At 59.1% G+C, this 14,148-nt stretch carries 13 protein-coding genes and 4 pseudogenes; 9 read left to right on the plus strand and 8 right to left on the minus strand.

Going from position 1 to position 14,148, the window contains the following annotated elements:
• Window positions 1–120: 120 nt before the first annotated feature.
• The 6 genes and pseudogenes from G9X67_RS05890 to G9X67_RS34870 all read right to left on the minus strand — a co-directional run.
• Window positions 121–2,150, minus strand: a pseudogene (locus tag G9X67_RS05890) (glycosyltransferase family 4 protein); the annotation flags it as partial.
• A 160-nt stretch (window positions 2,151–2,310) separates the two neighbouring features.
• Window positions 2,311–2,649 (minus strand): hypothetical protein, encoded by a 339-nt coding sequence (locus tag G9X67_RS05895; RefSeq protein ID WP_138390806.1) that lies wholly within the window; start codon window positions 2,647–2,649, stop codon window positions 2,311–2,313.
• Between the two features lie 68 nt (window positions 2,650–2,717).
• Entirely contained in the window at window positions 2,718–2,909 is a 192-nt protein-coding gene (locus G9X67_RS05900) for a CsbD family protein (RefSeq protein ID WP_171598362.1), read from the minus strand.
• A gap of 507 nt (window positions 2,910–3,416) precedes the next feature.
• Window positions 3,417–3,619: pseudogene (locus G9X67_RS05905) on the minus strand (hypothetical protein).
• 443 nt (window positions 3,620–4,062) lie between these two features.
• Window positions 4,063–4,278, minus strand: a complete 216-nt coding sequence (locus G9X67_RS05910) for a hypothetical protein (RefSeq protein WP_138390808.1) — start codon at window positions 4,276–4,278, stop codon at window positions 4,063–4,065.
• 352 nt (window positions 4,279–4,630) lie between these two features.
• Window positions 4,631–4,861, minus strand: a pseudogene (locus tag G9X67_RS34870) (hypothetical protein); the annotation flags it as partial.
• Between the two features lie 318 nt (window positions 4,862–5,179).
• On the opposite strand from G9X67_RS34870, the gene G9X67_RS05915 reads away from it, so the two are divergent.
• The 7 genes and pseudogenes from G9X67_RS05915 to G9X67_RS05945 form a co-directional block, all read left to right on the plus strand.
• Window positions 5,180–6,352, plus strand: coding sequence for a glycosyltransferase family A protein (locus tag G9X67_RS05915; protein WP_138390810.1), 1,173 nt, complete (start codon window positions 5,180–5,182; stop codon window positions 6,350–6,352).
• A gap of 213 nt (window positions 6,353–6,565) precedes the next feature.
• Window positions 6,566–7,177 (plus strand): response regulator transcription factor, encoded by a 612-nt coding sequence (locus G9X67_RS05920; protein WP_171598363.1) that lies wholly within the window; start codon window positions 6,566–6,568, stop codon window positions 7,175–7,177.
• A gap of 364 nt (window positions 7,178–7,541) precedes the next feature.
• Window positions 7,542–7,814, plus strand: a complete 273-nt coding sequence (locus G9X67_RS05925; protein WP_025393594.1) for a BON domain-containing protein — start codon at window positions 7,542–7,544, stop codon at window positions 7,812–7,814.
• A gap of 127 nt (window positions 7,815–7,941) precedes the next feature.
• Window positions 7,942–8,337 (plus strand): DUF1236 domain-containing protein, encoded by a 396-nt coding sequence (locus tag G9X67_RS05930; protein ID WP_138390812.1) that lies wholly within the window; start codon window positions 7,942–7,944, stop codon window positions 8,335–8,337.
• Between the two features lie 100 nt (window positions 8,338–8,437).
• Window positions 8,438–9,322, plus strand: coding sequence for a DUF1236 domain-containing protein (locus tag G9X67_RS05935; protein WP_171598364.1), 885 nt, complete (start codon window positions 8,438–8,440; stop codon window positions 9,320–9,322).
• 239 nt (window positions 9,323–9,561) lie between these two features.
• Window positions 9,562–11,856 (plus strand): PBP1A family penicillin-binding protein, encoded by a 2,295-nt coding sequence (locus G9X67_RS05940; RefSeq protein ID WP_138390814.1) that lies wholly within the window; start codon window positions 9,562–9,564, stop codon window positions 11,854–11,856.
• Window positions 11,857–11,913: 57 nt separating this feature from the next.
• Window positions 11,914–12,076, plus strand: a pseudogene (locus tag G9X67_RS05945) (IS66 family transposase zinc-finger binding domain-containing protein); the annotation flags it as partial.
• 173 nt (window positions 12,077–12,249) lie between these two features.
• On the opposite strand, the gene G9X67_RS34875 reads toward G9X67_RS05945, so the two are convergent.
• Window positions 12,250–12,405: a hypothetical protein gene (locus tag G9X67_RS34875; RefSeq protein ID WP_246413238.1), complete on the minus strand. Its 156-nt coding sequence runs from the start codon at window positions 12,403–12,405 to the stop codon at window positions 12,250–12,252.
• Between the two features lie 95 nt (window positions 12,406–12,500).
• On the opposite strand from G9X67_RS34875, the gene G9X67_RS34880 reads away from it, so the two are divergent.
• Window positions 12,501–12,689, plus strand: a complete 189-nt coding sequence (locus G9X67_RS34880; RefSeq protein ID WP_246413236.1) for a hypothetical protein — start codon at window positions 12,501–12,503, stop codon at window positions 12,687–12,689.
• A 200-nt stretch (window positions 12,690–12,889) separates the two neighbouring features.
• Here the strand turns inward: G9X67_RS34880 and G9X67_RS05955 are convergent, their stop codons facing one another.
• Window positions 12,890–13,498: a J domain-containing protein gene (locus G9X67_RS05955; RefSeq protein ID WP_138390815.1), complete on the minus strand. Its 609-nt coding sequence runs from the start codon at window positions 13,496–13,498 to the stop codon at window positions 12,890–12,892.
• A 325-nt stretch (window positions 13,499–13,823) separates the two neighbouring features.
• On the opposite strand from G9X67_RS05955, the gene G9X67_RS05960 reads away from it, so the two are divergent.
• Window positions 13,824–14,120, plus strand: coding sequence for a hypothetical protein (locus tag G9X67_RS05960; RefSeq protein ID WP_138390816.1), 297 nt, complete (start codon window positions 13,824–13,826; stop codon window positions 14,118–14,120).
• The last annotated feature ends 28 nt before the right edge of the window (window positions 14,121–14,148 follow it).

The following is a 14,148-nucleotide window of genomic DNA, read 5'->3' on the forward strand; positions in this document are numbered from 1 at the left end:
GAGGCAAACATCCCGAAGCGGTAAGGGTTCCCGTCGACAACTTTTCTTGAGCAGCAGTCGAGGAGTCCCGTGTTCACAGAATGATGGCGGCCTGGCGCCTTCGATCTTGAATGCCGGCCGTTAGACGCGTTCAGGTGCCGCTAGCTTGGCGCCGCCAATGTGATGCGGCGCAAAGGTTGCAAACTCTTTTGCTCGTCCGCGTATCGCAGCGGCCAGGGGGCCAAATGGCGCCCGTCCTCCCGGAGCGGCATCGGCGGAGAGGAGGCCGTTTGCGCAAGGCCGATCGTCATCCCAACCAGGATGATTGACGATCGGATACAGGCACAAGCCTTCCAAGGGCACCCCCAACCGCATCGACTCCAGAGCCTGGTCGGCAACATAGTCAAACCAAGACGGGCGCCGGTCATCCTCGATGCCGGTCTCGGCAATAAGGATGGGCTTGCCGTAACGGGCGAACGTCTCGGCCAGAATTCGGCTGAGGGGCTTATAAAGCGGATGACCAATGTCGATCGGCCGGCCGCCGTGAATCCACTGGTTATTGGAATAATAATTCACACCGAGGATATCAAGATAGCGTTCGCCGCCTCCGATCTGCGGCCACATCCTCCCACAATCAAGTCCCAGGCCTGGAATTGCGATTGGCGATGTCCTTCGGCAATGCGCCCATCGTGGGGACGCGTAGGATCCGCGATGACGTTAATCACCGGCTCGCAGTGAACGAAGCGGGCCCGGGCATCCACCGAGATAATGGCATCCATCGCTGCGATAGCAGCGCGTGCCATCTGCACCTTGAGTTCGAATCCACGCCCATTGGCAAACGGGTTCAAATAGCCGACGCCACCACCGCCCCATGAGAAAAACGAGATCTCGTTGACAGGGCAATAAAACGGAATGCCGTCGCTCTGCTCCCGGACCAACTCGGCGCATGCACGTGCAACCCGCGCGAAGTGATCGACGAAGCGAGGCGACCAGATGTCGAGATCGTCGGGCCAGCCATAATGCAGGAGATCCCAGACAACCTGGGTCTTTGTCGCCTTGGCCGCCTGGAGCATCGGACGAATGCTCGACCAGTCGTATCGGCCGGATTTTTCAATCAGGTGCCATCGGAAGCCATCGCGCACGGTGCTGATCTCAAAGCCTTGAAGTTGGCGATAGTCCGTCTCGGCATGGTGATCGTGACCAGTCGCGGCAATCAAGTCGAGGCGATGGCCCTGCGTCTCACCGTTTTTTGGCCGGAGCCGATGGGTCGAACATTCGAAACCGCCTTGCAGGAATGATTGGAACAGACCTGTAGGACGCGCAGCCTTTCGCTCTCGATGGACATCCGCCAGAAGCCGCTCCCACTGCGGCAGCACTGCCTCGACGGAGTAGTTTGTCTCGACCTTCCGTTGCAGTGCTGTGCCGAGTGCGTCACGGCGCGCAGGGGACCCGATAAGCGCGATCATATTTTTCGCAACGACGCCTGGACTGCGATAGGGCACGAAGACACCGGACAGCCCGTCATCGATCTGCTGCATAACACCGTTGTCGGGCGCCGCAATCACCGGGAGGGAGGCGGCGCCGGCCCCTGCGACAACGTGCGGCATGCCTTCGCCGGATGAAAGCCAGAAGAATATATCGAATGCGGCAAGCAGGAACGGGATATCGTTCCGGTCGCCGAGAAACTGAAGAATACCACCGAGCCCGTGCCGGGCGGCCAGGTCTTTGAGCTGCACAGCATATTCCGGCAGGAAGGCGTCCGGTCCGCCAACAATGACGAACCGTGCACTTTCCGTGGTGGCGTGAACCAGCGCGGCGGCCTCAATAAAGTCCTCGACGTTCATTTTGGGATCGAGCCGGCCGACCCAACCGATTAGAACCTCATCTGTCGCGATCCCGAGACCCGCTCGCGCCCGCTCGCGATGCGCAGGGTCGAAGTCCGAAAGATCGATCATCGAGGAAATTTCCAGGGCATGATGGTCGCGCCCGGGCATTCGTGATGCGGCTGCGTCGCGGATCGAGCGGCAGACGCCCACATAACGCGCCGTCAGATGTTTGGGGCCGGCCAAGGCCTCTGAGACCAGCCCGCCATGTTCAATGAGGGGCGGGCGAAGATGCAGTCGCTCCAATGCAGGATAGATGTCCGCAACGTTCTGGCAGGAAACGACAACGCCGCCGTAGGAGACCATTCAAGTGCGGCTAGCAGCTTATGCTAGAAGGCACTAACTCTCCGGCGGTGTTAGTCTCCGGGCGGCGTTGGCGCGCCCAGCCCGGTATTTGCACTCCGAGTCCCAACGCGCCAATACGTCCAGCGGGATACCGTTGCCGAAGCTACTGTGCGGTAAAAAACGTCAGCAGGACTTTTCCTTTGTCGCCGAGCAAGCATACGAACCTGTCCGGCTTTCCGGTCTTTTCCTTTCGGGCGATATAGGCTTCTCCGAGGATCACCGTCTTTATCGCCACGTCCTCGATCTTGGTGTCGGCTTTGCTGATGGCAAGGCTTTCCATGTCCATGACGAGATCGGTGATATCCGGAGAACGCTCACGGAGGGCGAGCAGGCCGGTATTCTTACAGGCATTGACAGCGGGGTCCTCGACCGCCTGCGCGGACGCGTTTTCTGTCAGAAGACCGATAAGGACGGCTGCTTCGGCGATTGCTAGGAGCTTCATGGGAATCTCTTTCGTAAAAAACCCGCGACCAGCGCGGGCTTAGGGGGAAACTCAAATGCTGAAAGGCACTAGGCCTTATCGACAACCCTCTTCACGGTATCCTTGGCGTCGCCCTTGGCAACCTGGGCCTGACCTTTGGCTTCCTGAACGGCGCCCTTGGCCTGCTCCTCATGATTGTCGACCACTTTGCCCGCTGCCTGCCGGGCCTTGCCGGCGACTTTGTTCGTCTTTCCCTTAATCTTGTCTGCGGTACTTCCCATGATACTCTCCTCTAATTCGCGCTACCAAACGTCCCGATGCCGCTATTCGTTCCACGCGCCAACACCGCGCTTCGGACGGAGGGTCATCGACGTCAAACCTGGCGGACGAGCAACCGGGATATGACACCCGTTTGCGATCGACCGAGCAAGTTCGAGCGCCAGGAACTCTGCTCGCGACAAGGGCCTCGAGGACAACCTGTGGGCCCGGAATCGATGTGATCATTCTGGTGCTGACAGACCTGGTATTGAGCGTGCAAACCCGTGCAGTAAGATCGACAAGTTTGAAAAAGGGCTGATGTGGGCCGTCCTTGACCGCGATGAACAAGTCAACCTTGTCAGAAAAGCTGGCGTCATGTCCGTAGTGCTGGAAAGCGGCGGCGAGATACGCCCTGCTGATATCATCGACGTCGAACGTCTCGAGGCGCCTCATCGAAAACTCGATGTGGTCGAACACACACACCAGTCCGTGGGCCCTCACGGACGACCAAGTATGGTCGGAGATGACCGCTAGACGTCTGCATTGTCGTTGAATGGCAATCCGCGCGTCCTCCAGGCGTCGCGCAGGATGTCCTCTAGATCCTCCACGCTGAACTCGTCCAAGTTCGCCCAAAGCTAGCCAGCGTCTTTAGATCGAATGTCGTCTCCGGATCGGCTTCGGCCGCTTCGGCAAGCCTGCTGATCTCCTGGCGGACTTCATCGTTCTTATTCATGGTGAGTCCTCATCGGTTGAGTGCATACGTTCTCGAAGGCGGCCTCTAGTCGAACTGCTCGCCGTGACCGATCTGCTCCTTCTGTGGAACCGGGATAGACCACCCCCGGCAAGCTGTTCCGCTTGGTTGACGCGTCACCCAAGCGGAGGTCAGCGGCCTGTACTTTGCGGGTCGTGCGCGTCAATTTGGGGAGCCAGCCGCCCGTGGGTGGCAAGCAGGTCGTCCAATGCGCGATCGACGCCAGTCCACGCGGACAAGCAGCACTCCGCGCGATGGAAGAGATGCTTCCGATTATTTCTTTCGCTTAGAAGCCGCCCAACCGCACGCCGCGCCAACCGCTATGCCGATCGCAATTCCAATTGGGACGCTGTCGAGCATCGTTGCACCGAATGCCGCCCCCAGACCGACACCTACCCCGATCCCGAAAGCAGTTGCTTGCGCGGTCACTGGCCGCCCTCTCTCACCGTTGGCGAAGCCGACGGTCGTGGCTCAACTTCTCCTGGGGTAAAAAAAGTGAGATACGCCACGGCAAGAATGATCGCAATGACGAAGATAGTTAGCACCAGTTTGATCATGCTATTCGCGGCTTTTTGTTCCGTGTTGCTCATGCCAATTACAACATCGACTTGGCACGGAAGTTCCAGGCACTCGGCATCCATCGCGGTTCGCCCGCGACGCATCGATGTTCACCCTGGTGCTCAGTGCCGCTGCTCGGGCGATCGATGTCGTTCCTGGGCGTCAGGGTGAAAGGCTGGCCCCAATTTGAACTTTACTGGATGCTCCAATCGCTCCCGGGTCTCGGGTGGCGGCCCGGTCAAGCCGTTAGTAGCTTGACGACTTCATCAAGCGTCTCTCTGACCGGATAATAGCTCGGTCCGCCGACTTTCTGCAGACCGGCAACATAAATGTGGGTGCTGCTAGGGAAATGCCGGACGGCAACAACATGTTCAGGGTTTATGAAGATGAGAGGGTCTTTTGGACCTGCGTAGTGGAATGGCACCAGCCTCATCGTCATCCTCCCAGGATTAGCTGTTTCCGCCTAGAACGAGAAAAGTCGCGGTTGGTTGCAGGACATCCCGTCGTGTCAGACCTCTGCCGTTCGAGCGAAGACAGCGACGCGCCAAGCAGTCGTATGCCTTTTCGCGGCTGGAAGAGTGGTGCAAGAAGCAGGTCGACCACCTCCTCAAGATCGGTGATCGCCGGCAGAGGTGCCGGAACGGTTTTGCTGCGGGGCTATCTCGACGGGGGTCGTTTGTCGCGGTAAAGAGGACCGTCGAGGAGGTCGGCAATAGCCGCAAGAAGGTCGAACACAGACTCGACCATAAGTGACCAGCGCAACTGGACGGCCACGTTGCAAAGTCCATCGGACTAAAGTCCATTTTGAGTCGCCGACAACGAAGTTAGGGTGCAACCGATGTTGCCCTGCGTTTTGCGATGCGTGCAGCGGCGGTGCTCCCAATGTGGAGGGTTGAGATTTAGTCAGCGCTTCGAACTGCATCTAGGAACACGCACCGTCATCTGAGACGAAAAGCGTCTGTTCGACCGAATGAAAGATCTGGAATGCTTTGCTGGTCAGACAAGGATGGGCGGGACGTTCGTCATTTCACCCAGCCGTTGGTTTCAGTGGTCATCCCGGCCTTCAATGCCTCCCGTTATATCGAACGCACACTTCGATCCGCCGGGTGCCAGACCTACCGGAACTTGGAGATCATAGTCGTCAATGACGGCTCTACCGATGATACGGCAAGGGTGGTCGAGCAAGTGGCGCTGGCAGATTCGCGGATCCGCCTGCTGTCCACGCCAAACCGCGGCGTCGCCGCAGCAAGGAACACCGGCATCCGCGAAGCAACAGGTCGGTTTGTGGCATTTCTTGACGCGGACGATCTCTGGCACCACACGAAAATCGAAAAGCAGGTGAATGCGCTCAATCGCTTAAACCCACAGTGGGCTGCGGTTTATGTGCTGCATTACATCATCAATAGCGACGACGAGATCCTTCGCTCCTGCCGGCCCGATGTCGCCAGAGGATATATCTTCGCCCGGCATCTGACTTTCAAATATGTCGGCAATGGCAGCGCGCTGCTTGTCCGTCGGGATGTCGCGCTCGAGATTGGCGGGTTTGACAGCTCCTATGCAGCAGCAGGAATTGGCGGCTGTGAAGATCTCGATTTCGAACTCAGGCTGGCCGCGCGCTATCAAATCGAAGTCATCCCTGAACGACTGGTTGGATACAGGCAGTATCCAGGCAACATGTCGTCCAATCACCTGCAAATGGGCCGAGGCGCTCTGGAGGTTATCAGGCGTTCACTGGCGGCAAACCCTCAACTCCCCCAATACGCAACGCGAAGCGCAATCAACGCTACCCAGAAATACGCATTTTGGGAGTTCCGCCAAGCCAGGAACACGTATCTGTCACTTGTGACGATCTGGTCGATCTTAAAAAGCGAACCATCTTTCGTGGTTCGGCTTGCATTCGAGAAGTGCCTGCGCCTGAGACAACATTGTCTTCGCCTCTTGACCGCAACGGCGAACGGTCGAGATCCACCGCGATTGAACAGATCGAAATTCGACCAGCAAATTGTCCCTTCGTATGTCGAACGCCCGGACGAGACCGCGCAATCTCGACGTCACCTGATGCGGCTGACGGAGGTGGATGCCGAGCTGAGTTCAGCCCTTGAGCTCGTGGCGGACCGGCTCGGCCAGGCGGCTAAATCACAACCCCTGTCTTCGTAGCCGGAGGCGGAATCAGACACTTGGGGATCGACATCCCGGCGTTCGTGGAGCGCCGCGGGCGGCAAAATCATCGAGACCAGGCAGGCCCATAAAAGCGTTCGTTCGCCACTCCAGTGTCGCTGGACGTTTTCTAATTGCTTGCCATGTCTATCGCATAGCCGATCGACAGGTGTCGGATGCTTTTCTTCAGACCGAGGAAATGGAGGGTGCAGCTTGACAGTCATCACGATAGCGATCGTGGACGACCACCCTCTCTTCCGAGAAGGGGTGAGCCGCAGCCTGTCCGAAATCGAGGATTTCGTCGTTGTCGGTGAAGGGGCAAGTGCCGATGACGCCGCCACGCTGGCGGTGTCCCAAAGGCCTGACGTCCTTCTGCTCGACGTATCAATGCCCGGAGGAGGAATCGATGCGATTTCCGAGATCCTGGCGCGAAGCCCACAGACAAAGGTCCTGATGCTGACCGCCTCGGAGGACATCGACTCTGTTGTCGCTGCGCTACGACGAGGCGCAGCCGGATACGTCGTCAAGGGTAGCGGATCACGCGGACTTGCTGAGGCCATTCGAACGGTCGTTGAAGGCTCGAGGTTCATCTCGCCGACCATGCGCGCCAAGGTCGAACAAAGTCTTCTCGACAGACCGGCTTCACTCACTCCCCGCGAAACCGACGTGATAGAATTGGTAGCCGAAGGACTTTCCAACAAGCATATCGGGCGGCGGCTGAACCTGCAGGAGAAAACGATCAAGCATCACATGACCGAAATACTGTCCAAGCTTGGCGCCAGCAATCGGACGGAAGCGGCAATCAGATGGCGCCAGGGCGCCTAGCCTTTGCCGCTTGTCACAAGCATCAGAGGAGCGAAGTCCTCGCTTTCGCGTACTCCCCTATTACCGGCCGCCTGCATTCCTATCCATCGCCTCTAACCGTACGCGAAGCATTCCGCATCCGTTGCGGAGCTCGGACGCTCGACACTGGTCGATAAATTGAAGCGTCATCAGGGAGGTTCTGACTGGAGTCGGCAACGTTGCTGGAACCTCCCTGACGTCCTTTCAACAAGGATCAGGAGAATCTAAGCCGGATCGTGCCGAGGGAAAGCCGGACTTAAGTCCGGCTGGCGACGTCAGGACACGCTGCTCATATGTTATGCGAGGTAATGTGAAGGTCCGTGGAGGGGCGGGACAGGAGGAGAATATGAAGTTCGGCCCCGATAACTACAATCACGAAGAGCGCTGCTCGCAAGGCCACAGTTCGGCATCCACCATCGCCACAATCGAAGCAGCCCTTTCCGCCGATCCGGATATCGACAGCAGTGCCATCGAGATCAGGATGCTCGGCCCTGTCGTCCTGCTCGAAGGCTTTATAACCAAGGCCGCAGACCGCGACAAAGCCATCTCGCTTGCTGCGATGATCGTTGGCTGGGAGAACGTCCAGGACCGGATGCTCAGCCGTTTTCCCACTCAGTAGGCAGGCGGATCCTACGCTAGGACCAAGGTCGGACCGGCCCCGGCCTGAAGTCCGACGTCTGGAACACTTCCTCGATCTTTCGGTTTGGCTCCCCAGCGGAACCATCCGCACCCAAGGAGGAAAACAGATGAATATCAAAGTAGTAGGAATCGCCGCAAGCATCCTGTTGGCATCGACTTCTGCCTATGCGCAGTCTTCGACGGTAACAGGAGCAGTAGGCGGTGCTGCAACGGGTGCGATTGTCGGCGGCCCGGTCGGTGCTGCTGTCGGCGGCATCGTCGGCGGCGTGGCAGGTAGCGTTATCGATCCGCCGCCGCCGAAGGTGGTGACCTACGTTCAGCAGGCTCCCGCCCCGACTACGCGCGTCGTGGTGAAGGAGAAGGTCGTCGTCGGGCAGCCCCTGCCGGAGACCGTGGTCGTCACACCAATTCCCGACGATCCGAAATATGCATACGCGATCGTCAACGATCAGCGTGTGATCGTCGAACCTTCCTCCCGGAAGGTGATCCAGGTCATTCAGTGACCATCGGCGGCTTCATCCGCCCTTTACAACAGTCAGGGCACGCATCCGACGCATGAAAATGCGTGGCGGCATCGCGTGCCCGAAACCTCGGAGATTGATCATGAAAAGCAACCATCTCACCATGCTGGTAGCAGCGCTGTCACTAAGCGTCTCGCCGCTTGCAACACTGCCCGCGGCGGCCCAGCAGGACACCAAGAGCGGCGGCCAGACCCAACCCGGTTCGCAGACGGGCACTGACGCCGGCTCGAAGGCCGGCTCCAGCGCCACCGGAACCGGCACCGACTGCACGCCAGACGCTTCGGGAGCCTGTCCGCAAGGCAAGGGCCAGTCATCGCAGCAGAAACCCGGTCAGGGTTCGGACATGAAAAAGAGCGCCGAACAGCCTTCGAACGATAATTCTTCGACAAAGGGAAGTGCATCCGGCAAGTCTTCGACGGAAACCAAGCCCGGATCGCAAGGCGCCGGCGGCGCCACCACGACCGAACAGAAGCCCGCCGCCAAGTCCGGCAGCACCGATACAAGCGGCTCGGCCACCTCAGGCACGAAGAGCAGCACGCAAAATGCCAAGCCTGCAGAGGGCTCGGGCAACGCCGCCACCACGCAAAGCGGCGATGCGTCGAAACAGTCGACCGATCAGAACTCTTCGACGACGAACAAAAGCTCTTCCCAAACCAGCGTCAACAACAACACCACGACGAACAATCAGACGTCCAACACCAAGACCAACGTCAACATTTCCGTCGAGCAGCAGACCGAAATTCGCACAGTGGTGAAGGAGGTCCATGTTGCGCCGGTGAAGGAAGTGAATTTCACGGTCTCCGTCGGAACGACGATCCCGAAGAAGGTTCGTCTCGAACCGCTGCCGCCACGCATCGTGAAGATCGTTCCGCAGTATGAAGGCTACCGCTTCTTCATCCTTGCTGATGGCCGGATCGTCATCGTCGATCCCGATGCGCTAACGATCGTCTACATCATCCAGGTTTAACAGGCATGTCCCGGCGGCGTCTTGCGCCGCCGGCATCCTAGATGGCAATCAGACGGTGCACTGCTGCAGTCGCTCGTCCTTGTTGTCGCCGACCTGAACGGCGGTGACGTTTTTCGAGTCGATCTCCACGCCATCTTACATCCGCTCAAGGACTTCTGCCTTGGGCACCTTTTGCGGTGGAACACACCGCATCGCCCGGCTATAAAGGTCATGCTGCGTTTGCATTTTAGCGGTAACCCATGCCTAGTCCTCCCGAAGCCTCAGGTGAAAGCGTCAGCGACTCGAGCTCGGGTCGCGTCCAGAAAACAGATTTGGCAAGCCAAATCGCCGCGACGGATTCCACGGGGACCACCCAAGCCGACAACCCGCAGGCCCACGGATCCTTCGGCCAAACTCGGCAGGCCGCGAGCAATCTGTTGCATGCGCTGCGCCAAGATTTACAGGCAAGTTCTGCGTTGGCGAAGACCAAGACGATGGCTTTGTTTTTGAGAACGAAGCTAAGGAGGTCGATGCGGTTGGGAGCCACATCAGCTCCAACCAAATGGCTGACCACTGCTCTCGCCAAAGCCGGACGTGGTATTCGCAATCGGCTTGTCGAGCCTCGTGAAAGTCGCCTTCGACGGTCGCTTCTGGCGGGCTGGTGGAAATTCGCTATGGGATCGGCCTTTCTTGTCTGCCTCCTCGTAGGAAGCATTCTGGTGTGGGCGCTAAAAGACGTGCCCTGGGGCGAGATCCGTGAGGGAACGTTAAAGCCTATCGTGGTGCTGGAAACCGCTGACGGCGCGCCGCTGGTAAGGCAAGGGCCTTATCAAGAGTCATATGCGCGATACGACCAGTTCCAGCCCCATCTAATCGATGCCGTACTTTCGATTGAGGACAGGCGGTTCATGGATCATTTCGGCGTCGATCTCAGAGGGATAGGGAGGGCGCTTCTCCGGAACTTGGAGGCTGGTTCGGTGGTGGAGGGTGGCAGCACGATCACCCAGCAACTCATCAAGCTGCAGTACCTCGACAGCGATCGAACAATAAAACGAAAGATACAGGAGGTGGTCATTGCCGTCTGGCTGGAGTGGAAGCTCGGCAAGCGGGAAATCCTGACGCGCTATCTCAATAGTGTCTATCTTGGTGCGGGCGCTACCGGCATGCCTGCCGCCGCGCGGATTTATTTCAACAAGGATATCGGCGACCTTAACCTGCCGGAGTCCGCTATGCTGGCGGGGTTGCTGCGGGCACCGAGCCAATGGAATCCCATCGACAATTTCGAAGGCGCCCGGCAGCGCACCATGGTCGTTCTCGACGCAATGGCGACGAACGACAAGATCACCGCGCCGGAGGCTGCGGAGGCCAAGGGGAGCTTTGCCAAGCTACATCCAACGACGCCGACGCCGCGCTCGGGAAGTTGGTTTGCCGACTGGATTTCGCCGCAAGCGAGCGAAATCGCCGGCTCCTCGCCAGGTTCGACGACGGTGCGCACCACGCTGGTACCGCAGTTGCAGCAGATCGCCGAAAGAGTCGTGAAAAGAGCCCTGGACGGTGAAGGAAAGACAGTCGGAGCATCGCAGGCCGCTTTGGTTGCGATGACGCCGGACGGCGCGGTCGTGGCCATGGTTGGCGGGCGCGACTACAAGGCAAGCCAGTTCAACCGCGCCGTCACTGCGATGCGCCAGCCGGGGTCAACATTTAAGCTGTTCGTCTATTACGCAGCATTGAAGGCCGGGCTCACTTTGTCTGACCGGGTTCTGGATGCGCCAATTGACGTCGACGGTTGGTCGCCAGAAAATTCCAGTGGCAACTATAGTGGTTGGGTAACGCTTGCCGAGGCGTTCGCGCGATCGCTCAATGCCGCTTCAGTGGCGCTAGCCGAAGAAGTTGGCCTAGACAATGTGATCGCCGCAGCGCGCGAACTCGGCATCGATGCGCCACTTGCCAATACGCCGTCTTTGGCGCTCGGGACATCCGAAGTAAATCTGCTTAACCTCACCAGCGCCTATGCGTCCGTTCAACTCGGCAGGGCACCTGTTAAACCCTGGGGCATCGCCGACTTTCAAGCGGCAGGGCAGACGAAGACGTTTCGGGTTGGCTCACAATCAAAGCCAAGTGTCGATCTTTCTCCCTACCAGTCCGATCTCCTCGGGCTCCTGCAGTTGGTGGTCGAGCGCGGTACGGGGCGTGGAGCAGACCCGGGCACGTTTGCAGCCGGCAAGACGGGTACCAGCCAGAACAATCGTGATGCCTGGTTCGTCGGTTTCACGGAATCGCTCGTCGTCGGTGTCTGGGTTGGCAATGACGATGACGCGCCGATGAAGGGGGTGACGGGCGGCGCCCTGCCAGCCCATATTTGGCGTGACTTCATCCGCCAGGCGACGGCCGAACCAACGCTGAATGGGGTGCGATCGACAGAAGCAGCAACCGATGGCCAAGGCGCACCGCAATCCTGTAACATTGCCGCCTGCTCGCGCACTTACCGCTCCTTCCGGCCGTCCGACTGCACCTATCAGCCATATTCCGGCGGACGACGGCTCTGCGAAAAATGATATGGGTGCGGCTAGATCAAGCCGGGCGAGCCCGGAAGCCTGATCTGCGCTCGCGGCGGATGCTTGCATTGCATCGGCGAGGATGTGCCTGAGCGGCTGGATGTGGTTCCGGCGCCGTTCCGCGTGATCGTCACCCGCCGCCTCAAAATATGCCTGGCGGGCCTATACCGACGGCGTTGTTCAGGCTTCAGCGCCTGAACAACTGATCCAGGCCGGGTTGCAGCGCCATCCCCATCACAAGTCTGCGCGTTCGCCCGGCTGGAATAGTATGAGCTGCGTTGCGACGAAACCCACAAAAGACCGTGCCGATATCGCAGTGCCTTTGCCGAAACCGCTGAGATCACCCATGGCCGCGCGCGGCCATCACTTCTAGCGGCACAGTGCCGGGGAGACTCATCGCTCTCCGCGAACGTAGCTTGCGCCGAGCGCCAGCGGCAGATTGGCTCGGCGGCCGGCGACGATCAGCACCAGCATGACCATGGCAAACGGGGTCATCTGGATGATGTTGGTGGGGATGTCGACACCCGCCACCTGCAGGGCCGTGGTCATCGACAGGCAGGCGCCGAACAGCAGCGCACCGAACAGAACCCAGACCGGTCGCTCGGGGCCAGCATGGCCAGCACGATGCCGATGAAACCGTTACCATGGGTCTTGAACGGCACGAAGATGCCGGCGCCGACAATGGCGATGAAAGCGCCGCCGAGGCCGGCGAACAGGCCGTGCACAGCACGGCGACCGAGCGGGTCCGCACCACGTCGACACCGGCGGCATCCAGCGCCGCCGGCTTGTCGCCGGCCGCCTGCAATGCCGATCCGAGATGGGTGGAACGGTAGATATCGACCATCACCCCGACCAGGATGATGGCGAGATAGGTGATGACGGGGCTGTTGAACAGCGCTTCGCCGATGACCGGGATTTTGGCGAGCAGCGGGATCGGCAGCGTCGGCACGGCAGCTGCCGAGTTGAATTGCATCGATCTGTCAAAAACCTCCAGCTCACCCTCATCATAGACAGCAGAGAGCGTGTCTCAGATCTAGCAGAACCCGTTCAACTTGAGGATCTTATGGGCGTCGATTGCCGCCCGGAGTTCATCTTCGGAGTTTCGATCTCCTCGGTTAGCGTCCGGATGGTGCATCTTGAGCATCAGTTTGTAGCGTCGTCTAATTTCCTCAGGCGTCGCGTCCTGCGAAAGACCGAGCGTTTCGAAGGCTTTTGCTTCCAATACCTTGAGCTTACGCCGCTGGAGATCAGCTTTCGTAGCTTGATGTCGTGCAGCAATCTTGCGTGCGTTAAGGGCTTTTGCCGTACCGGAGCGAACGGTCGAAGGAAGCGGCATCTCTGTCGCCTGATCAAGGCGGGTCCCCCACGTCTTACGGCTGCCGTTTGCTGCTTCCCTCTGATAGCGGGCGGTCACCGGATCAGACAGATTGCTCGCGAAATTATATCCCTTGTTGTATTCCCTCGCATGTTGCGGGCAGAACAACAGGTACAAACCCTCCGCATCTCGCCCAACGGGCGCGCGATTGGCGCCGCCGCTTTCGCAGCCGTCCCACTGGCATTTCGACTGGTAAGGCTCGCGGAGCGGAGCTGATTTTTTGCTCGTTGGCCTCAGGCCGACGAAAATCTTCGAATCATACGTCATCGCGCGTTATATGGCGGTCTTCATCGAGCCGGCAAGCAAACCATGCAATAGGCACGCCGATAGTCGGGACAGGGGGTTCCTGCTCCGGCATCTTTACTCCTTGCTCGTCACCGGCGCTCAGTACCCATGGCTGTGTTTTCGGTCGAGCCCTTCATTCTGAGGATCTGCGCTGCCCAGCCGACGGCCCTAGAGAATCCATCAATGTCCCCGTCGTCATTCCCATGGTGGTTTGCCGCGAACGCCCGGATCGCAACCTGCCCACCGCTATGGAACCTTGCCCTCCCGTTCAACGCAATCTATATTCTGTTCAACACAGGAGAATCTTATGGGTACCCAACCACGAACTGCTGCGGAACGCGAAGCGAAAATCGCGTTGGCCCGCAATAAGCTCGTACTCGAGCAAGCGAAGGCCGTCGGTCTCCTTGGCACGGCGAAGAATACCCGCTTGTCGGGGCGAGTGCCGTCGGAGTTGATCGAGGCAGCCAAGAAGCGGGCCCATGTTACCTCCGACACCGAGCTGCTGGAATTGGCCCTTTCACGGCTGGCTCTCGAAGACGACTTTGGCGCGCGTCTGGTGGGCCGCAAGGGCCGCATCCCGACGGATATCGATCTTGGGATTTGATCTCTCTGAAGCCCTCCGATCACTAAAG

The organism is Rhizobium sp. WYCCWR 11152 (assembly GCF_013087615.1).
GTDB lineage: Bacteria > Pseudomonadota > Alphaproteobacteria > Rhizobiales > Rhizobiaceae > Rhizobium > Rhizobium indicum.

Excerpts from the sequence above, each read along its gene's own strand:
- G9X67_RS05955 (WP_138390815.1), bottom strand. The coding sequence starts at position 13,498 with ATGACGTATGATTCGAAGATTTTCGTCGGCCTGAGGCCAACGAGCAAA.
- G9X67_RS34875 (WP_246413238.1), bottom strand. The coding sequence starts at position 12,405 with ATGACCACGGCCCTGCAGGTGGCGGGTGTCGACATCCCCACCAACATC.
- G9X67_RS05935 (WP_171598364.1), top strand. The coding sequence starts at position 8,438 with ATGAAAAGCAACCATCTCACCATGCTGGTAGCAGCGCTGTCACTAAGC.
- G9X67_RS05900 (WP_171598362.1), bottom strand. The coding sequence starts at position 2,909 with ATGGGAAGTACCGCAGACAAGATTAAGGGAAAGACGAACAAAGTCGCC.
- G9X67_RS05940 (WP_138390814.1), top strand. The coding sequence starts at position 9,562 with ATGCCTAGTCCTCCCGAAGCCTCAGGTGAAAGCGTCAGCGACTCGAGC.
- G9X67_RS05915 (WP_138390810.1), top strand. The coding sequence starts at position 5,180 with ATGCTTTGCTGGTCAGACAAGGATGGGCGGGACGTTCGTCATTTCACC.
- G9X67_RS05930 (WP_138390812.1), top strand. The coding sequence starts at position 7,942 with ATGAATATCAAAGTAGTAGGAATCGCCGCAAGCATCCTGTTGGCATCG.
- G9X67_RS05925 (WP_025393594.1), top strand. The coding sequence starts at position 7,542 with ATGAAGTTCGGCCCCGATAACTACAATCACGAAGAGCGCTGCTCGCAA.
- G9X67_RS05960 (WP_138390816.1), top strand. The coding sequence starts at position 13,824 with ATGGGTACCCAACCACGAACTGCTGCGGAACGCGAAGCGAAAATCGCG.
- G9X67_RS05895 (WP_138390806.1), bottom strand. The coding sequence starts at position 2,649 with ATGAAGCTCCTAGCAATCGCCGAAGCAGCCGTCCTTATCGGTCTTCTG.
- G9X67_RS05910 (WP_138390808.1), bottom strand. The coding sequence starts at position 4,278 with ATGGATGCCGAGTGCCTGGAACTTCCGTGCCAAGTCGATGTTGTAATT.
- G9X67_RS34880 (WP_246413236.1), top strand. The coding sequence starts at position 12,501 with ATGGGTCTTGAACGGCACGAAGATGCCGGCGCCGACAATGGCGATGAA.